This window comes from Streptomyces sp. NPDC006368, from assembly GCF_040612535.1.
In the GTDB taxonomy this organism is placed as follows: Bacteria; Actinomycetota; Actinomycetes; order Streptomycetales; family Streptomycetaceae; genus Streptomyces.
Window position 1 is genome coordinate 1 of the sequence record NZ_JBEXQK010000008.1, and the last position, 18033, is coordinate 18033.

An 18033-nucleotide genomic window follows, 5' to 3' on the forward strand; every position below is an offset into this window, starting at 1 on the left:
TTCTCCTACAGCCGCAGCGAGCTGTACGAGATCGTCCGCACGATGCGCTTCACCTCGTACGGGCAGCTGCTCGACTCGCACGGCCGTGAGGAGGCAGGCGACCAGCCGGCCCTCATTGGCGACGTAGAGCGGGTCGAGCCCCAGGAAGCCGCAGGCGTTCGCCACCGCGTCAGGCACCGGGATGGCCCGCTCCCGCAGCCGGACACCGGTTCCGGAAGCGCGGGCGATCTCGTTGAGGGACGCGGCCAGGCCGCCCCGAGTGGGATCACGCAGCACGTGGATGTCCGGAGTGACCGCCAGCATCGCCGCCACCAGGTCCGCCAGCGGCGCGGAGTCGCTGGCGACCTCGACGCCGAACTCCAGGCCCTCCCGCACGCTCATGATCGCCACCCCGTGGAGGCCGATCGGACCGCTGACGATGACGGCGTCACCGGGCCGCGCCCGCTGGGGGCGGATGTCCACCCCGTCGGGGACGAGCCCCACACCGGCGGTGGTGACGTACACACCGTCGCCGTGCCCGGACTCCACCACCTTGGTGTCACCCGTGGCGATCGTGACCCCGGCGGCCTCGGCCGCCGCGCCCATGGAGCGCGCGATCCGTTCGACCACGGTCAGTTCCACGCCCTCTTCCAGTACGAAGGCGGCGGAGAGGTACGCGGGCCTGGCACCGCTCATCGCCAGGTCGTTGACGGTGCCGTTGACCGCGAGGTCGCCGAGGCTGCCGCCGGGGAAGAACAGCGGTCTGACCACGTAGGAGTCGGTGGAGAAGGCCAACCGCGCGCCGCCCAGTTCGAGGACGGCGGAGTCGGCGAGAGCGGCGAGGGTGGCGTTGCCGTATGCGGGGGCGAAGACCTGCTCCATCAGCTCCGCCGACAGCGCTCCTCCTCCGCCGTGCCCCATCACCACGACCGGCTGGTCGCGCAGGGGGGCCGGACAGGTCCAGTTCGCGGGGTCGACGGGGTTGGTGACGACGGGTTCGGCGAGTTCAGGCAACGGGGTTCATCTCCTCCCGCGCGGCCCGGGTGGCCTGCGGCGTGGGGGCGTTCATCCGGCGGTACAGGTAGTAGGCCGCGCAGGCGCCCTCGCTGGAGACCATGGTGGCGCCGAGCGGGGTGCGCGGGGTGCAGGTGGTGCCGAACGCGGAGCACTCGGTCGGCTTGATCAGCCCCTGAAGCACGTCGCCGCTGCGGCACTCGGCGGGCTCCTCGGTACGGATTCCTGTGACGTCGAAGCGGTGTTCGGCGTCGTACGCGCGGAAGGCATCGGTCAGCCGCCAGCCGCTCAACGGGATACGCCCGATACCGCGCCAGGACCGGTCAGTGACCTCGAACACCTCCTCGATCATGCGCACGGCGGCCGGGTTGCCGTCCTCGCGCACGGCGCGTGCATAGGCGTTCTCCACCCGGTGCTCGCCGCGCTCCAGCTGGCGGACCGCACGGCGGATGCCCTCCAGGATGTCCAGTGGTTCGAAGCCGGTCACCACGAGCGGAACGCCGTACCGCTCGGCGAGCTCCGGGTACTCCGCCGTGCCCATCACGCTGCACACGTGCCCGGCGGCCAGGAAGCCCTGCACCCGGCAGGCGGGAGCCGACATGATGGCCTCGATGGCCGGGGGCACCCGCACGTGCGACACCAGGAGGCTGAAGTTGGCCAGACCCAGGCGGCGCGCCTGGTGCACGGCCATCGCGTTGGCGGGGGCGGTGGTCTCGAAGCCGATGGCGAAGAAGACCACCTCCCGGTCCGGATTGCGGCGGGCCAGCTCCAGGGCGTCGAGGGGGGAGTAGACCACGCGTACGTCGCCACCCTCGCCCTTGACCCGGAACAGGTCGCGGTCGGTGCCCGGCACGCGGAGCATGTCCCCGAAGGAGCAGAAGATCACCCCGGGGCGCGAGGCGATCTCCAGCGCCTTGTCGATGACCTCCAGCGGTGTGACACACACGGGGCAGCCGGGGCCGTGAATCAACTCGACTCGCTCAGGCAGCAGTTGGTCGATGCCGTGCCGGATGATCGAGTGGGTCTGCCCGCCGCACACCTCCATCAGGGCCCACGGCCGGGTGGCGGTGGCATGGATCTCGTCCAGCAGCCGCCGGGCCAGATCAGGGTCGTTGAACTCGTCGATGTACTTCATCGGGCCTCACTCCGGCTGTCCTGGTGCTCCGTCATCGCGGCGGCGCCCGCCTCCTTGGCCGCCTGCTCCCAGGCGTCCCCGAACTCCTCCTCCAGGAGCCCCAGTTCCTCGAAGAGTTTCAGGGAGGCCAGGGCCGACTCCTCGTCCAGACGCTGGAGCGCGAAGCCGACGTGCACGATGACGTACTCACCCACCCGCACGTCGGGCACGTACTCCAGACACGCCTGTTTCTGCACTCCGCCGAAATCGATCAGCCCGGTGAGCGGGTCCGCGCTGCCGTCGATGGCCACGACCTTGCCGGGCACTGCCAAACACATGGGTCACTCCTCTGTTCTTTCGTGCGCCGCGACCACCAGCTGGCCGAGGGCCAACCCGCCGTCATTGGGCGGGACTTCGCCGTGACGGAGCACCCTGAAGCCGTCTCCGGCCAGCAGCCGTGTGCACTCCTCCTCCAGCAGCGCGTTGGCGAAGACCCCGCCGCTGAGGGCGACGGTGGTCAGGCCGGTGGCCTGGCGCGCACGCCGGCAGATCTCCACGACGGCTCGCGCCACGCCACGGTGGAAGCGCGCGGCGAGCACGGGAGCCGGGGTGCCACGCCGCAGATCGGCGACCAGCGCGCTCAGCACGGGTGCCGGGTCGCACGCATGGGAGGCGAGGCCGAAGGTGTATGCCGAGCTGTCGGCGTCCCAGGCCGACGTGGCCGCGGCCTCCAGCTCCAGGGCCGCCTGGGCCTCGTATCCCGCGCGGTGGCACAGGCCGGCGAGGGACGACACGGCGTCGAAGAGCCGACCCATGCTGGAGGTCGCCACGCAGGCCACCCCGCGCGTCAACTGCCGTTCCAAGACGGCAGTCTCACCCGGTGCGCACGCGCGGACACTGGGCAGGTCCGCATCCCACGGCAGGCCCGCGGCCCACAGCCGGGCCAGCGCCAGGCGGCACGGGTTGGCCACTCCCGCGTCTCCACCGGGCAGTGGGGCCGGGGTCAGATGGGCGAAGTGCCGGTAGCCCGCGTAATCGGCGAGCAGGACCTCGCCGCCCCACACGGTGCCGTCGTCGCCGTAACCGGTGCCGTCGAACGCGACGCCGATCACGGGTGTGGTGCCGTCGAGTCCGTGCTCGGCCATCGCCGAGGCGATGTGCGCGTGGTGGTGCTGGACCAATTCGGGTGTGCGGCGGAGCAGGTGGGCCGCCCGCCGGCGGGCCCATTGGACCGAGTGGTATCCCGGGTGCCGGTCGGCGGCGACGAGCTCAGGGCTGACACCGGTCAGACACCGCATCTGCGACTCCGCCCGCCGGGCGGCCTCCAGGGTGGTCAGGTTACCCATGTCACCGATGTGCGGGCCGAACCAGGCCTGGTCGCTCTCGCCGATACACAGCGCGTTCTTCAGGTCGCCTCCCACGGCGAGCGCGGGCCGTACCGCGACCGGCAGGCGCAGCGGACGGGGTACGTACCCTCGGGACCGGCGCAGCACCTGCTCGGTGCCGTCGCGGCGCACGCGCAGCAGGGAGTCGTCGCACGGCGAGGCGATGGCCCGGTCGTGGGCGAGCCAGGCGTCGGCCAGCCCCGCCAGCCGGGTCAGCGCCTCGTCGTCGTCCGTGACGATCGGTTCCCCCGAGCGGTTGCCACTCGTCATGACCAGCACACGCGGACCCGGCGGATCGCCGGGCAGCCCGAACAGCAGGGTGTGCACGGGGGTGTAGGGCAGCATGACCCCGATGTGTGGGCTGCCGGGGCAGACACCGGGCGTGAGGACCTCCTGCTGCGCGCGTCGGCGCAGCAGGACGATGGGACGCCGGGGACTGGTGAGAGCGGCCTGCTCGGCCGCGGAGAGCGCGGCGACCCGCCGCACGGCGTCGAGATCCGCGCACATGACCGCGAGCGGTTTGCCGCCGCGCGCCTTGCGGGTGCGCAGCGCATCGACGGCCCGAGCGTCGGTGGCGTCGCACGCCAGGTGGTAGCCGCCGAGGCCCTTGACGGCGACGATTCGTCCGGCGGCCAGCAGAGCCCGTGCCGCCGCCAGGGCGTCGGCGCCCCGCGCAGGGTGGATCCCGCTACCGGAAGCCGGCACCAGGTACAGCCGGGGACCGCAGTCGGGGCAGGCCACGGGCTGGGCGTGGAAGCGGCGGTCGCCGGGATCGCCGTACTCCCGGGCGCAGGCGGGACACATCGGGAAGCCGGTCATGGTCGTGACCGCCCGGTCGTACGGCATCCCCGTGGCGATGGTGAAGCGGGGCCCGCAGTGGGTGCAGGTGACGAACGGGTGCCGGTGGCGGCGGTCGGCCGGATCGGTCAGCTCCCGCAGGCAGTCGGCGCAGGTCGCCGTGTCGGGTGGGAGCAGGGTTCGGCCCGGGGACCGCTCGGTGGAACGGATCCGGAAGGCGTCGTCGGCACCCGTGGCGGGCAGGTCCTCGACTCCGACGCCGGTGACGGCGGCCAGCGGCGGAAGCTCCGTGGACAGCCGGTCGCAGAAGCGAGTGACACCGTCCGGCGGGCCCTCCACCTCGATGAGAACGCCGCTCGCCGTGTTGCTCACGAACCCCGCCAACGCGAGGTCGGTGGCCAGGCGGTGCACGTACGGGCGGAATCCCACGCCCTGCACGGTGCCGCGCACGGTGACGCGGCGGCGCACCGCCTGCGTGGTGGGCGCTGTCACGAGACGCGGCCGGCCGCGAGGCCGGATGCGCCTCTGGCCTCCTCTCCCGTGGGCTCATGGATGTGGCCGTGAGGGTGGGGCGCCAGGGGAGGCCGGTGGACGGGGGCTCCGTCCCGCGCGGCGAGCACCCGCTCCAGGAGGGTGTCGACGCCGTCGCCGTCGCGGGCGCAGGACCGTACCACCTCCACTCCGGGGTTGACCCGCTGCACGTGGGCGTCGAAGGCGGCCGCGTCGAAACCGGCGGGCTCGGCCAGATCGGTCTTGGTGAGCACCACCAGATGGGCGGAGCCGAAGGCGGTGGGGTACTTCAGCGGTTTGTCCTCCCCCTCCGTCACCGCCATGAGCACGATCCGCAGGCTCTCGCCGAGGTCGTAGGCCGCGGGGCAGACGAGGTTGCCGACGTTCTCGATGAACAGCAGCGCGGTGGCGTCCGGCAGCCAGCTGTCCACGTGGTCGCGGAGCTGCCGGGCCTCCAGATGGCAGAGCCCGTCGGTCAGCAGCTGTTTCACCGGTGCTCCCGATCGGGCGAGCCGGAGGGCGTCGTTCTCGGTCGCCAGGTCGGCGGTGAGAGCGGCCACCGGGATGCGCCGCTCCACCGCCAGGGCCAGAACCCGTCCGAGCAGTTCCGTCTTGCCGCTGCCCGGGCTGGACAGAAGGTTGACCAGGCTCACTCCGCGCCCGGCCAGTTCGTCGCGCAGGCTCGCGGCCAGGCCGTCGTTCTTCGCCAGGACGGCTTGAGTGACCTCGTCCACGGACTCGCACATGGGCGCTGCTCCTCGCGGTCGGTAGGGGGAGGGGCCGGGGTGCCGGTCCGCTACCGATCCTCGACGCCGCCGCCCACCGGGTGCGGGAGCCCGGCCGCGGACGGGTCGGCGGATTCCTCCGGGCGGCTCAACGGGGGCGTGGCAGCGGGGTCGGCGAGCAGCACGTGGACCATGGTGTGCAGGGCAGCGACGGCCCGCTCGACCGCATCGCGCACCGGAGCGCTGATGCCCGGGGCGATGTCCTCGTCGCCACGTGGCCGCACCTCGGGCTCGCAGGCGAGGACGAGGACGCGCGGGAGCGGCTGGTCGCCCAGGTGGGCGGCCAGGGCCAGGACCTTCGCCGGGTCCATGCCGTGCGTCTCGGGCGGAGCCGCGCCCGTGCCGCCGTCGGGGAGGTCCGGCTCGATCAGCGACAGGGTGCCCGGCCGGTGACCCCGCGCGGCTGCGTCGACCAGGACGACCGTGTCGTAGCCGTCGAGCAGTTCGTACGCGAGATCCATACCGCGGATGCCGAAGTCCCGTACCCGCACCTCGGGAGGCAGCGGGCGCCGGTCCAGGGCGCGGATCACTTCGGGGCCGAAGGCGTCGTCCGCGAGGAAGATGTTGCCGACGCCCGCCACCAGCAGCCGCGTACCGGTCCGCGTCACCGGACGCCCCCGGCGACCTGCTCGCCGGCCGTGGACAAGGGCCGCGCGGAGCCGTTCGGCAGCTTCCGGACGAAGGCCGAACGCAGGGCGTGGTACGGGGCGTGCGGATCGAAGAAGATGGCGCGCATGCGGGCGAGTTCGGCCCGCCGGTACTCGGCGAGCGGTCGCCGCTCCTCGTCCGTCTGACGTGCCGCGTCCTTCGCGGCGATCCGTCGCCCGAGGTCCGGGTCGTCCGCCAGTGCGGCTGCCATGCGCTCCACCTCTGCGGGGAACTCCCGCACCGGGGCCGGCACCAGACGGTCCACCAGCCCGATCCTCGCGGCGGTCGCGGCGCTCACCGGCAACGCCTCGGTCGTCAGCCGCTGCGCCGTCTCGTATCCGACGCGGCGCGGCAGCGTGTACGTCCAGTACTCCGACCCGTACAGACCCATGCGCCGGTAGTGCGGGTTGAGGACGGTGCCCGTGCGGCACCAGACCTGGTCGGCGGCCAGGGCGAGCATGACGCCGCCGGCCGCCGCGTTGCCGCCGAGCGCCGCGACCACCAGGCGGTCGGTGGTGCGCAGCACCGCCTCGACCAGGTCGTCCATGGCGTTGAGATTGGCCCAGGACTCGCCCGCGGGGTCGGCCGACGCCTCGATGACGTTCAGGTGGATGCCGTTGGAGAAGAAGTCGCGGGATCCGCCGAGTACCAGTACCGAGGTGGGGCGGGTGAGGGCGTACCGATAGGCGGCGAGCAGCCTGTGGCAGTGGTCGGTGCTCATCGCCCCGCCGGGGAAGGAGAAGCTCAGGAACCCGATGTCGCCGCGCCGGCGGTACCGGATGTCGGTCCAGGTGTTCCGGCCCGGAGGCAGTTCGAGCGGGGCGGCGGCCTCCGGCAGCCACACCGGACGGTCACCGGACCGTGGGGGATGCCCGCCCTCCGCCCCGGCCGCCGCGCCGGGCGGAGCCGGGAAGGAGGCGAGCACGGAGGCCGCCGGGCGGCGGAACGGCGCCGGGTCGCCGGAGCTCTTGCGGGGGCGCAGTTCCACAATCCACACCGCGCCGTCCCGGGTGGCCCGGCAGACCGCCCCGGACCGCGTCGCGAGCAGGTCTCCGGGACGTCCGCGCAGTCGGTCCTCGGGATAGCCGCCGTGCAGGAACACCTCCCGGCCGAGGAGAACGTCCAGGACCCCCGGCTGCGAGTCGGCCCCGCGGAGCTTGCGCAGCACCGTCTCGGTGCTGTCGTTCTCCCAGTCGATCCTTCGCTGCTCCTGGCGGAAGAAGTCGCGCCACACCACGCGGACCGCGGGATCGCTCTGCGGCCGCGGTTTGAACGATCCGTCGGCGTACCGCCGTACGGCCACCAGGACGGCGGCCGCGGCGGCGTCGGAGACCTCGTTGCGGTACAGGTCGCTCTTGCCGACCGGCGGCACCGGGAAGGACTCGGCGGCCCACACGTCACCCGCGTCCATCGCCGCCCCGGCCTGGAGCACCGTCGCTCCCCAGTGCGATGCCGCCTCGGCGATCGCCCAGTCCAAGGAGGACGGGCCGCGGTCACCGGGTGGTCCCGGGTGGACGATGAGGCAGGTGTGCTCCCGCCACACGTCCTCCGGCAGCGCCGTCTTCAGCATCGGAGCGATGATCAGTTCCGGGCGGGCTTCGCGTACGGCCGCCCGGACCGCTTCGGCGCCGTGCGAGGCGAGAACGACGTCCACCCGGTGCCCTTGGTCCGACAGTTCCGCGAACACACGCTGGGACAGGCTGTTGAACGCGCTGGCGACGAGCAAGATGTCCATGACGCGGCATGTTCGCCGGTCGAGGAAGGGGGGAGAAGGACCACGGCGGCGTTTCGTCAGCCTCCGTCAGGTCTCTTCCTCCATCCGGATCGCATTCCTCAGGGCTTTCGAGCGCCTCTGTACCCCCTGTGCACTTCCAGCAGGGCGGCGGCGATCGCGTCGAGCCGGCCGACCACGGACTCGGTCGGCCCCGCGGCGGGCTGACCAGCAAGATCCACGGCGGTTGAGCAGGGCCACGCGTTCCCTCAGCCGGGTTGGGTGGCTGGGACGCGCGTGCACAACGGGGGACAACCGCGTCGACTCGTGGCCGCTCCTCTCCTCGCCCCCGTGCTGACGATCTCGGGACTCGCCGACCTCGCCCCTGTCCGCGGCTTGCAGCGGACATCCCCGCACGGGGAGGCGGGCAGCGGCGCTGTCCCATGTGTTTCCATGAAGAAGGAAGCCGAATCCGACGGGCAGGGGACAGAGCAGCGTGGCGACAAGGCCGGGGGCGGCTGTACCCCCTGAGCGTGAGCCGGCGGCGGGACGCCACTCCAGTGTGGTCTTCTCCGACGACCGGGAGTGGGCAGGTCACCTCCGCGCGCTCGTCCGCGGCGGACTGGAGCGGGGCGAGCAGGTGCAGTACTTCGCGGACGCCACGGACCCCGAGCGGGTGCTGCGCACGCTCACCGACGCGGGAATCGACGCGGTGGCCGCCGTGAGCCGGGGACAGCTGTCCGTGTCGACCGCCGCTCGGACGTACCTCGCGGGCGACCGCTTCGACCTCGATGCGGTGATCGACGGGTGGCACACCGCGGCACAGTCGTCTTCCGCCCTCGGATACCGAGGGCTGCGGGTGATCGGTGAGATGTCCTGGGGCGCGCGGGACATCGAAGGGGCCGACCGGCTGCTGGAGTACGAACTGCGCATCCATCAGGAGGTCTTCGAGCTGCTGCCTCTGACGGGGTGGTGCTTCTACGACCGCCGCCTGCTGCCCGAGGACTACGTGAACGTTCTGGTGGGTGCCCATCTGACACGCCGGGGCAATCCTGTCGGCGGGTCCGCGCTGCGGGTGGCGCCGCTGACCGACCGCCCCGGACTGCTGATGTCCGGATCGGCCGGGTACGACACGCGGGGCATCGTCGCCGCCGCGGCTGCCGCCGTCAGAGGCGCGTCGACAGAGCGGGTGGAACTGGACCTTGCGGAGCTGCGTCACCTGGACGCCGCTTCGCTGGTCACCCTGGCCGACGCGGCTGCCGGCCGGCCGGCCGGTACGCCGCTGCGGGTCCGGCAGGCACCGCCGTCCCTGGCGCGGCTACTGGAGCTGTTCCCCGAGCTCGGCTCCGTGGTGGAGGTCGTCGACCGATGACGACGAACTCGCGCGCGGCGGACCGTTCCGACGGGCGGACACCCTTCTTCCACCCGGCCCTGTTCTACGCCACCGAGAACGAGTACCTCGACGGCGTCGGAACCTTCGTCCGAGGCGCCCTGGACGGCGAACAGCCCGTGCTGGTGGCCGTGCCCGGCCAGCGCCTCCAGTTGCTGAAGGGCGGCCTCGACGACAACGACAAGCACATCACGTGGGTGGACATGACCCAAGCGGGACGCAACCCGGGACGCATCCTGTCGATGCTTCAGGAGTTCGCCGATCGCCCCGAGAACGCACACAAGCCGGTGTCGATCGTGGGTGAGCCGATCTGGGTCGGGCGTACACCGGCGGAGAGCTGGGAGGCGACGCGTCACGAGGCGCTGATCAACCTGGCCTTCGAGGGACGCGACGTCAGCATACTGTGCCCCTACGACACCGCGCTGCCCGAGGACGTACTGGCACAGGCGTACCGCACCCATCCGGTCGTCGGCGACCCGGCGGCCTACCGCGCCAGTTCCCGTTACACCGATCCCCATGAGGTCTGCCGCGACTGCGACACCCCGCTGCCCGAGCCGCGGGACGCGACCGACGTCGCATTCGGCGAGGAGGACCTGGCGCGGACGCGCGACGAGGCCGACCACTGGGCAGCGACCGCCGGCCTGCCACCGGAACGCCGCACGGACTGGCTCCTCGCCATCGGTGAGGCGACCGGCAACTCGGTGCGCCACGGAGGAGGCCACGGCCGCCTGCGCATGTGGCGAGCCAACGGCGAAATCGTCGCGGAGATCAGCGACCGCGGCCGGCTGGCCGATCCCCTGACGGGCCGCCGCCGTCCCGACCCTTACGCACCGACCGGCGGACGGGGCGTGTGGATCATGCACCAGCTCTGCGATCTGGTCGAGATCCGAGCGGCGGCGCAGGGACTCGTCCTGCGTCTGCACATGAGGCTGATCTGAAACCGGAAGCAGGCGACAGGGGCGCAAGGTGAAACCGGCCGTAAGGCTGTGAGCGCGGGTGCCTGTGTGACCCCGCAGCCCGGCGCCGTCCCGTGGAACCGGAACGGCGCCGGCAACCGGCCTGTCCTGCGAGCGCACGGACAAACGCGCCCTCGCCTGCCGGGCCGTACTCCACCTTGCGGCGGTTTCTCATCCGGGCCCGGCGCCGACTGGGTGCCGTCAGAGGCTGACCCCAGGCGGTACGTGTCGGTCCACAACCACCCCTCAAGCCGCCCCACTCCACGCACCGAAGAGACGGGGCCCCACCGGACAGCACGTCCCACGTATCCCCATCGGTGCCAACGTCCGGAAAACACCGGTGTGTTGGCGGCGGTCGGGGACATGCGGGACGTCAGGCCGGCGGCTGATCAGAAGCGGCCGGCAGTCGCGAAGGAGTGAGGGGATCATGGGGAGCAGGGGGATGAGGGCCGTCGCGATCGGCATAGCCGGGGTCATGGCGAGCGTGGTCCTGACCGGGTGCGGCAGTGACAGTCGGCCGACCGCGAAGGCGGATGAGGTCCCACCGAGTGCCAAGCCCGGTGCCGGCGCCCGGGAGCAGGGCACGATGGCGGTGCGTGCCGCCTACGACAGGACAGCCGAGGCCAGGACGGCCCGTATGACGATCCGGACGAAGGTCACCGCGCAGGACGAGGCGATCGCCGCCAACGGTGACGGCGCTGTCGACCTGGTCAAGGGCGACAGCGTGATGACCCTCACCGCGAACGGCAAGAGCATCGAGCAGCGGGTGGTCGACCAGATCCTCTACCAGAAGGTGCCGGGCGGGAAGGCCCCGGGCGGCAAGCCGTGGATCAGGATCGACCTGAAGAAGGCCGCCGCGCAGCAGGGCGTGAACAGCAAGCAGATCGGCGACCCGGCTCAGTCCGCTGCCTTCGCCAAGGCGATCACCGACAAAAACGTCACCAAGGTGGGCACGACCACGGTGGGCGGCGTCAACACCACCCAGTACGAGGTCACCGTCGACATCGCCAGGCTCCCCGGAGGCGCCGCCCTGAGCAAGCAGCTCGGTCCCACGCTGCCGATGCAGGTATGGCTCGATGACCAGGGCCGTATCCGCCGCCAGCAGTTCGACATGACGTTCAAGGCCCAGGCCCCCACCGGCCGGCCCGGCAACGGCTCCTCGCCCCAGCAGGCGAAGATCAGCACCTCGATCGAGTTCTCCGACTTCGGTACGAAGGTTGACGCTGCGGCTCCGCCCGCTCAGCAGGTAGCCGACATGACCGGCAAGGCTGTGCGGGACAGCCGGCGGCAGAGCTGACCCCAAGGCCCGGACAGGGGGGCCGGGGCTGTGTCGCCGGAGCCGGATCTCAGGCACAGGCCCCGGCCCCGCTGCGGCGCCGCGCCCGCCGACAGCACGGCCCCCCTGCGAGGACACCACGGCGCACCCTGGTGGCGAGGCAGCACCAAGCGTTGAGGTTGACGATCCGACCGCTGCCAAGGGAGCGCCGCGACGCGCTGAGCACTTTGCCGATTATGGCTCTGCTCGGCCCGAGCGCTGATCCGTTTACGCGGAAGGAATTGGGCAGGGTAAGAGAAGAAACCGGTACCAGGGCGGGGCAGACCCGGGTTGGCTCTGGCCTCACAGGCCGAGGGCTTGGGCCAAGGTGGGCGACAGACCGGCTGCCCACATACGAGGCAAGCGACGAGGAGAGGCGCGAGTGAGCGGTGCGGAGCAGTACGAGGCGCGCAGTCAGAGGGCTGTCGGCCCGGCGGTCACCGAACCGGTTGCTGATGTGCAGCTGCAGATTTTGTGCCGGCTGCTGGCCCAAAGCCCACGGTCCAGCTTGCCGATCACGCTCCACCTGCCGAGCGGCATCATCTACGGTGATCTGATCACGCACGAGGCGTGGAAGGCCGAGTGGTCGCAGAGCCTGCGCCACATCGAGGGGCACGGCGCCCAATTGCTCGCGACGCTTCCGGAGACGGTCGACCAGACGATGGACGAGTTGTCCGGCGACGGGTCCCATCTCCCGCGGTGGATCCATCTGCGGGAGGCAACCAGCATCACCGGACCGAAGCTGGTGTCCGCGTCGTTGTGGCGAGGACGGCTGGCTGACGTCTCGGGCTGGTCGCTCGGCAAGCCCGCGCTGTAGACATCCTCGCGCCGGCGTATGCCCTCCTCACCGCAGTGGGCGAGTGCGCGTGCCTTGCCGGCCAGGCTGCCCGGCCCAGGACTCCGGACCCTCGGGTAAGATCCCCGCTCTTACCGATGAGTCGTTCCCGCGCCCCGCCGCGGGGGCACTGTTCTCCGAGCACCGCCGCCAGTCGGATCGGCCACCCGTGGCCTGACAGCGCCGGTGGGGGGCAGCAGGGAAGAGAGCCCGTCGGCCACCGAGCGGTGAGGAGGCGGCGGGGAGTGCGGGAGGCGGGAACGGAGCGGTGCTTTCATGGTGATCGGTGTCCCCGCGAGCGGGCCGGCGCCCCAACGGGAGCGTAAGGCGTACGCAAGAGCACTGGCACGAACGCCGGTTGCCGTCTGGGAGGACGACCTCACCGACTGGGCGGCCGCATTGACGTATTACGCGGTCCTGGCGCTATTCCCCGCACTGATGGTGATCATCTTCGCCATCACGCTGCTCGGCACGGGCTCCCCCTACGAGATCGTCGATCAGTTCGGCGCCTTCCTGCCGAAGACGGCCCGCCCGGTACTGGAACAGGCCCTGGGCAGCAGACAGGAGGGATCTTCGACCCCCTGGCTGTTGGTCGCGCTCACCGCCGGCGCCGCGCTCTGGTCGGCTTCCAGCTACCTGGCCGTGTTCCGCCGCGCGCTGCACGCGATGTACGGCGTTGCGGACTGCCGCCCGGCATGGCGGACGTTTCCCGCCATCCTGCTCAGGGCACTGACCGTCCTGGCACTACTGGTCAGCGGTGTGCTGACGCTGACTGCCACGGAACGGATCGCCCGGGCCATAGGCCGGGGGACGGGGACGGACCATCAGGCGGCCCTTGTGTGGGCGGGCCTGAAATGGCCGCTGCTGTTCCTGGTGATCGTCGCCCTGGTCCTGCTGCTGTTCCGGTCCGGGCCACCCGGGGCTCGCGGGCCGCGGCAGACGCTGCCGGGCGGGGCACTGGCGGTGGTCCTCTGGTTCCTGGCGTCCGTGGGATTCGCGTTCTACGCCTCGCACATCGCGACCTACAACCGCCTCTACGGTTCCCTGGCGGGTGTAGTGGCGTTTCTCGTCTGGCTCTGGGTCTCCCACGCCGTGCTGCTGGCCGGCGCGCAGTTCAACGCAGAACTCACCCGGAATGGGCGGCCCGAAAGCCCTGATCCCTGCTGACATCACCACGGGCTCGCACCAGGGTAACCCTCCGCCGGCCCGCGACCCCGGCCGGCCGGCCGCCGCCCCGTGCCGGAACGGAATCGGGGACGACAGGGACGGAGGAGCCCGCCGCGTCACCTGCGGTGGCCCCGCGCTTTGATGACCGTGCGCGGGGACCGAGCGCTGCGGCTGCGTGGCAACCGGTTCATCCGCACGCGTCACGCCTCTCAGCCGCAGCCGCAGCCGCATCCGCAGCCCGGCGTCAGGCCGGCCGGGCGTGCTCGTTCCCGCCACCTGGTACGGCTCCGTGCAGACGAGTCCGACACCAGGGTCTAGTTGGTCGAAGCCGTACTGTCCACTGTCGCTCCGGTTGCACCGGCGTACCTCCAAGCGACTACCGACGCCAGCTCCAGGCGCTGGATACCCCTTCCGTCCACGTCGATCAGGATCTGATCCTCGTCAGTGCCGTGGAATCTCCCATCCACTGCCACCCCGTTCAGCTCAAGGTTGATCGCGTCGCCGATTTCCACAACACGGAACTCTGCTGCTTCAGCCATTGCTCTGCTCCTCTGCCACCTGCGTTGCTCCTGAAGTAGTCAGCACTCCCGACGTCCTCCGACTGACGCCCCGGGGCGGAACCCGTCCCGCCGCAAACGCCCGGGGTCGCGGCGTGGCTGGGTTGCCCCTCCCGATTGACCGGAGGCGGATCAGCGGCGTCGGTCCGTCCACGCGCGCCGACATGCCGGGAGGTGACTGGACGTCGAAGGTCATGGAGCCCGCGTCCGGGAACCGTAGAGCGGGTCTCACATCTGTCACCTCACCACACGCCACGACTCGACACCGCAGCATCGTCCCTGTCGCCATCGTCATGGCAGCACCGGCACGCCCGGTCGGCAATGCCGGTCAGCCACATGGTCGCGTCGCCGTCCAGGGAGGGAGAGCCCCGCTTCGAGTCCGGTCAAACCCCCGGTGGATGGATGTCGTCCTCTGAAAGTCACATCCCTGGCGTGCCGCTGCCCACTCGCATCTGCCCCGCATCCACGTGGCCGTCGGAGAGGAATCCCGCCTCCCCGCCACCCCCGGCACCCATGGAGCCCTTCATGCCCGCATCGCAGCCCCCTGAACGGGTAACAAGGGCCGAATGACGACGGGATGCGGCGCAGCCGCGAGAGGCTACCGCCCGCGATGGCTGCTGCTCTTGCCGGTCCAGGTCATGCTGATGGCGGGACTGGGAGGCCTGGTCACCGGTCCGGTGGCAGCCCTGTGGCCGCTCTCCGCAGAAGGGGGCCTCAACCGCGCATTGGCTGCTCACCGGAGCGCCCCCGTGACGACGGTCTCGGAGTGGCTGTCCGTGGCGGCCGGCACAGAAGGCGTGATCGTACTGACGGTCGTCTCCGTGACCGCCCTGCTGGCGCTGCCACGTGTGCCGCGGTGGCCGGAAGCCATGTTCCTGAGCGGGGCGGTTCTCGCCCAGTCAGGACTCTTCCTACTGGTCACCCTCTGGGTGGAGCGCCCGCGCCCCGACGTGCCCCACTTGGAGCCCTCACCGCCCACCTCCAGCTTCCCCTCAGGGCATGTCGGAGCCGCCACCGCGCTGTTCGGAGGGCTGGCCACGCTAGCGGCCGTCCGCCTGCGCAGCCCGTGGCGGTACCCCGTGGCCGTGGTGCTCGCCCTTGTCCCGTTCGCCGTGGCGGCATCGCGGCTGTACGCGGGCATGCATTACCCCAGCGACGTCACCGCCGGCCTCCTCAACGGTGCCGGCGTGCTCCTCGTGATGGCGCACGCACTGCTGCCAGGGCGTTCCTCATCGCCTCCAGGTCGTCCCAGTGGAGCGCTGCGCACCTGCGTAAGTGCCACAAGGGGCGACGTTGGCGACAACCACACCGTACGGGGCGCGGCCCGCCACCCCGAGTTGGCGGGGATGGGGCGCCCGACACGGCATGGGCCGCTCATACGCGACCGAGGGCCTACGAAGCGGAAGTAGGCCCTCGGTCGCGTATGAGGGGGCGATGGCACGGCCGGTGGCTGACCCGGCGTCTCGCCGACCGCCGGAGCGGATAGCTCGTGTGCGTGGTCCGCTGCGGGCCCGCGCCCGGTCTTTGGGCTTCGGTAGGCACGGCGCCGTAAGCGGTGGGTGAGGAAGACTCGGGGGGACGACCGTGACGGATGGTCAGCAGGAACCGGTGCCGGCCGGCGGAACGGGCACTTCGGGCACCGATCCGGAGATCTTCCAGCCGTTGACCGACGACGACCCGCGTACCGTGGCCGGATACGTGCTCCGCGCCCGGCTCGGAGCCGGTGGCATGGGCAAGGTCTACCTCTCGTACACGCCCGGTGGGCGACCCGTGGCGATCAAGGTGATCCGCCCCGAGTTCGCCGAGGACCGGGAATTCCGCCGCCGGTTCCAGCAAGAGGTACGGGCCGCTCGGCGGGTGCAGGGCCTCTACACCGCGCCGGTGATCGACAGCGACACCGAGGGCCCACAACCGTGGCTGGCCACCGCTTACGTACAGGGGCCGTTCCTGCACTCGGCTGTTGCCGCACACGGTCCGATGCCGGTGGCGTCCGTCCTGCTGCTCGTGGCCGGGATCGCCGCGGTGATGTTCGCCGACGAGCCACCGCAGCCGGAGGGGCGTGAAGACCGGCTCGGGCCACTACGGCCTGGTCACGCTGCGCGGATTCGCGTCAAAGGACGACCCGAGCCAATTCGTCAGTGTGGACCTCACGGTGTGGCGCAACGTGACCACCCTGTGAACGCGGCCACGGACCCGGATCGCGACGTGACATTGCGCCGGCCGACCCGCCGTTCGGCCTCTCCAAGCCGACGGCAGACGCCTGCCTGCGCGGCCTCACTCTCGCTGGACAGGCGCAACGGAGAGCCACACCCGTCCGCGCCTGCGTCGACTCCGATCATGACGGGACAACCTTGAGTTGCCCGATGAGATGTTGCGTCAGCGTCCTCGAAGCGTGTATCTCACCGGCGGCGGTGACAGCGATGGTGCACGACGTGCTGCTCGTGTTGGGTCTCTTCGCCTCGCTGGGCAGCCCGTGGACAGCGTCTTCCTCGCCCCACTGCTCACGGTTGTCGGGTACTCGGTCAACGACACGGGGTGGTGGTCCTGGACCGGCTGCGCGAACTGCGCCGTACCGGCACGTCGGCGAGCTGGGCGGAGCTCGCGGACCGGGCAGTGGCGCAGACGCTGCCGCGCACGGTGAACACGGGCATGGGCGCGCGGCGCGGTCACGCGACCGCAGCGGAGCCGTGGTCTGAGCCCCGCGTGTCGGCGGACCAAGCCGGCCCCCGCGAGCCGCGCGTGCGGCGGGTCACCGTCCGGGCCTCAGCCGCCGAGCTCACCAGCCCGGGCGCGACCGTCCCTGCCAGGGGGCGCCCGGCCGCGCCCGTCGGCCCCAGCGGAGGCCCCGTGGCTCGGGCGGCGGCGGGGTGCCCCGGCGCAGCGGCCAGGCGATCAGCATTCCCGCCACGAAACCGATCACATGCGCCACATAGGCCACGGTGCCGGCCTCCGAGACGCCCGCGCCGTACGAGTACACCGCCTGGAGAGCGAACCACAGCCCGAGCACCGACCAGGCGGGCAGGCGCAGGGGCAGGAAGATCAAGAATGGCACCAGAGCCCACACCCTGGCCTTCGGAAACAGCACCAGGTACGCGCCCAGGGCGCCGGCGACCGCGCCGGACGCGCCGATCAGCGGGGTCCCCGAGTCGGCGTTGAGCAGCGCGAACCCGTACGCGGCGGCGTAACCGCAGACTCCGTAGAACAGCAGGTAGCGCAGATGGCCGAGGCGGTCCTCGACGTTGTCCCCGAAGATCCACAGGAACAGCATGTTGCCCAGCAGATGCAGCCAGCTGCCGTGCAGGAACATCGCCGTCAGGGCGGACAGCGCCGGTGACTTGTCGTAGCCGGGCGGGCCGACCAGGCAACCCGGCCCGGACGGGCCCACGCCCACCCGGCCGGTGGGGACCAGGTGCGGCAGGCGGTCGTGGATCAGCTCGCGCGGTACGGCCGCCCACTGGTCCAGGAACGCTTCCATGCGGCACAACTGCGCCAGGCCGCTCTCACCGGTCACCGAACCGGCCACACCGGGGGTGCGGAGGAAGACCACGAAGTTGGCGACGATGAGTGCGTACGTCACCCAGGGGATCCGCCGCGCCGGATTCACATCATGAACGGGTATGACCACAACCGATGACTTCCCGGTACCCGCTGCCCGAATCAGGTCGTATGTGCGGCGGCACGTGCCATGCCGTTCTCCTCGTTCGCCGGCGAGCATAGGAGGTGTCGGCAGGTGAGGCCGGGCGGGGCCCGGTCGGCGGCGCGGGTCCGGGTGTGCGTAGGTGCGGTACAGGATGTAGCGCTGAGAACGATCATGCCCGGTATCACAGCGGACGGTCCCGGTGCGGCCCTCGGGGAAAGATCGTTGAGCG

The 18033-nt window shown here is 71.3% G+C and carries 15 protein-coding genes and 2 pseudogenes; 8 read left to right on the forward strand and 9 right to left on the reverse strand.

Going from position 1 to position 18033, the window contains the following annotated elements; translation table 11 throughout:
* The 7 genes from hypE to ABZZ38_RS09045 form a co-directional block, all read right to left on the reverse strand.
* A partial coding sequence (hypE, locus tag ABZZ38_RS09015) for a hydrogenase expression/formation protein HypE (RefSeq protein ID WP_356737579.1) occupies nt 1–900 on the reverse strand: 900 nt, incomplete at its 3' end.
* Nucleotides 901–985: 85 nt separating this feature from the next.
* The gene (gene hypD, locus ABZZ38_RS09020) at nt 986–2128 is read right to left on the reverse strand and encodes a hydrogenase formation protein HypD (RefSeq protein ID WP_356737307.1); all 1143 of its coding nucleotides are present in this window, start codon (nt 2126–2128) and stop codon (nt 986–988) included.
* Nucleotides 2125–2445: a HypC/HybG/HupF family hydrogenase formation chaperone gene (locus tag ABZZ38_RS09025; protein ID WP_356737309.1), complete on the reverse strand. Its 321-nt coding sequence runs from the start codon at nt 2443–2445 to the stop codon at nt 2125–2127. The genes hypD and ABZZ38_RS09025 overlap by 4 nt, the downstream gene beginning before the upstream one ends.
* A gap of 3 nt (nt 2446–2448) precedes the next feature.
* Entirely contained in the window at nt 2449–4782 is a 2334-nt protein-coding gene (hypF, locus tag ABZZ38_RS09030) for a carbamoyltransferase HypF (RefSeq protein WP_356737311.1), read from the reverse strand.
* Nucleotides 4779–5546 carry a hydrogenase nickel incorporation protein HypB gene (gene hypB, locus ABZZ38_RS09035; protein WP_356737313.1) on the reverse strand — a complete coding sequence of 256 codons (768 nt, stop codon included), beginning with the start codon at nt 5544–5546 and terminating at the stop codon, nt 4779–4781. Before hypB ends, hypF begins: the two co-directional genes overlap by 4 nt.
* Nucleotides 5547–5596: 50 nt before the next feature.
* Nucleotides 5597–6193: a hydrogenase maturation protease gene (locus ABZZ38_RS09040; RefSeq protein ID WP_356737315.1), complete on the reverse strand. Its 597-nt coding sequence runs from the start codon at nt 6191–6193 to the stop codon at nt 5597–5599.
* Complete coding sequence (locus ABZZ38_RS09045) at nt 6190–7968, reverse strand: enoyl-CoA hydratase-related protein (RefSeq protein ID WP_356737317.1); 1779 nt, start codon at nt 7966–7968, stop codon at nt 6190–6192. The genes ABZZ38_RS09040 and ABZZ38_RS09045 overlap by 4 nt, the downstream gene beginning before the upstream one ends.
* A 538-nt stretch (nt 7969–8506) precedes the next feature.
* Between ABZZ38_RS09045 and ABZZ38_RS09050 the strand changes: the two genes are divergently transcribed.
* The 5 genes from ABZZ38_RS09050 to ABZZ38_RS09070 all read left to right on the forward strand — a co-directional run bounded on the left by ABZZ38_RS09050 (nt 8507) and on the right by ABZZ38_RS09070 (nt 13607).
* Nucleotides 8507–9316 carry an MEDS domain-containing protein gene (locus ABZZ38_RS09050; RefSeq protein ID WP_356737319.1) on the forward strand — a complete coding sequence of 270 codons (810 nt, stop codon included), beginning with the start codon at nt 8507–8509 and terminating at the stop codon, nt 9314–9316.
* Complete coding sequence (locus tag ABZZ38_RS09055) at nt 9313–10272, forward strand: sensor histidine kinase (protein WP_356737321.1); 960 nt, start codon at nt 9313–9315, stop codon at nt 10270–10272. Before ABZZ38_RS09050 ends, ABZZ38_RS09055 begins: the two co-directional genes overlap by 4 nt.
* Before the next feature lie 445 nt (nt 10273–10717).
* On the forward strand, nt 10718–11587 hold the full coding sequence (locus ABZZ38_RS09060) for a hypothetical protein (protein ID WP_356737323.1): 870 nt from the start codon (nt 10718–10720) through the stop codon (nt 11585–11587).
* Nucleotides 11588–11987: 400 nt separating this feature from the next.
* A complete protein-coding gene (locus ABZZ38_RS09065; RefSeq protein WP_356737325.1) occupies nt 11988–12422 on the forward strand; it encodes a hypothetical protein in 435 nt (144 codons plus the stop codon).
* Nucleotides 12423–12716: 294 nt separating this feature from the next.
* Nucleotides 12717–13607: a YihY/virulence factor BrkB family protein gene (locus tag ABZZ38_RS09070; RefSeq protein WP_356737327.1), complete on the forward strand. Its 891-nt coding sequence runs from the start codon at nt 12717–12719 to the stop codon at nt 13605–13607.
* Nucleotides 13608–13921: 314 nt separating this feature from the next.
* Here ABZZ38_RS09070 and ABZZ38_RS09075 read toward each other — a convergent pair whose 3' ends face one another.
* Nucleotides 13922–14146 carry a hypothetical protein gene (locus tag ABZZ38_RS09075; RefSeq protein ID WP_356737328.1) on the reverse strand — a complete coding sequence of 75 codons (225 nt, stop codon included), beginning with the start codon at nt 14144–14146 and terminating at the stop codon, nt 13922–13924.
* 887 nt (nt 14147–15033) lie between these two features.
* Between ABZZ38_RS09075 and ABZZ38_RS09080 the strand changes: the two genes are divergently transcribed.
* The 3 genes and pseudogenes from ABZZ38_RS09080 to ABZZ38_RS09090 form a co-directional block, all read left to right on the forward strand.
* A complete protein-coding gene (locus ABZZ38_RS09080) occupies nt 15034–15573 on the forward strand; it encodes a phosphatase PAP2 family protein (RefSeq protein WP_356737581.1) in 540 nt (179 codons plus the stop codon).
* A gap of 199 nt (nt 15574–15772) precedes the next feature.
* Nucleotides 15773–16183, forward strand: a pseudogene (locus tag ABZZ38_RS09085) (serine/threonine protein kinase); the annotation flags it as partial.
* Between the two features lie 377 nt (nt 16184–16560).
* Nucleotides 16561–16822 (forward strand): annotated as a pseudogene (locus ABZZ38_RS09090) (protein translocase subunit SecD); the annotation flags it as partial.
* 118 nt (nt 16823–16940) lie between these two features.
* Here ABZZ38_RS09090 and ABZZ38_RS09095 read toward each other — a convergent pair.
* Nucleotides 16941–17789 carry a rhomboid family intramembrane serine protease gene (locus tag ABZZ38_RS09095; protein ID WP_356737329.1) on the reverse strand — a complete coding sequence of 283 codons (849 nt, stop codon included), beginning with the start codon at nt 17787–17789 and terminating at the stop codon, nt 16941–16943.
* Nucleotides 17790–18033 lie beyond the last annotated feature (244 nt).

Excerpts from the sequence above, each read along its gene's own strand:
- ABZZ38_RS09025 (WP_356737309.1), bottom strand. The coding sequence starts at position 2,445 with ATGTGTTTGGCAGTGCCCGGCAAGGTCGTGGCCATCGACGGCAGCGCG.
- ABZZ38_RS09075 (WP_356737328.1), bottom strand. The coding sequence starts at position 14,146 with ATGGCTGAAGCAGCAGAGTTCCGTGTTGTGGAAATCGGCGACGCGATC.
- hypD (WP_356737307.1), bottom strand. The coding sequence starts at position 2,128 with ATGAAGTACATCGACGAGTTCAACGACCCTGATCTGGCCCGGCGGCTG.
- ABZZ38_RS09080 (WP_356737581.1), top strand. The coding sequence starts at position 15,034 with ATGTTCCTGAGCGGGGCGGTTCTCGCCCAGTCAGGACTCTTCCTACTG.
- ABZZ38_RS09070 (WP_356737327.1), top strand. The coding sequence starts at position 12,717 with ATGGTGATCGGTGTCCCCGCGAGCGGGCCGGCGCCCCAACGGGAGCGT.
- hypB (WP_356737313.1), bottom strand. The coding sequence starts at position 5,546 with ATGTGCGAGTCCGTGGACGAGGTCACTCAAGCCGTCCTGGCGAAGAAC.
- ABZZ38_RS09055 (WP_356737321.1), top strand. The coding sequence starts at position 9,313 with ATGACGACGAACTCGCGCGCGGCGGACCGTTCCGACGGGCGGACACCC.
- ABZZ38_RS09060 (WP_356737323.1), top strand. The coding sequence starts at position 10,718 with ATGGGGAGCAGGGGGATGAGGGCCGTCGCGATCGGCATAGCCGGGGTC.
- ABZZ38_RS09045 (WP_356737317.1), bottom strand. The coding sequence starts at position 7,968 with ATGGACATCTTGCTCGTCGCCAGCGCGTTCAACAGCCTGTCCCAGCGT.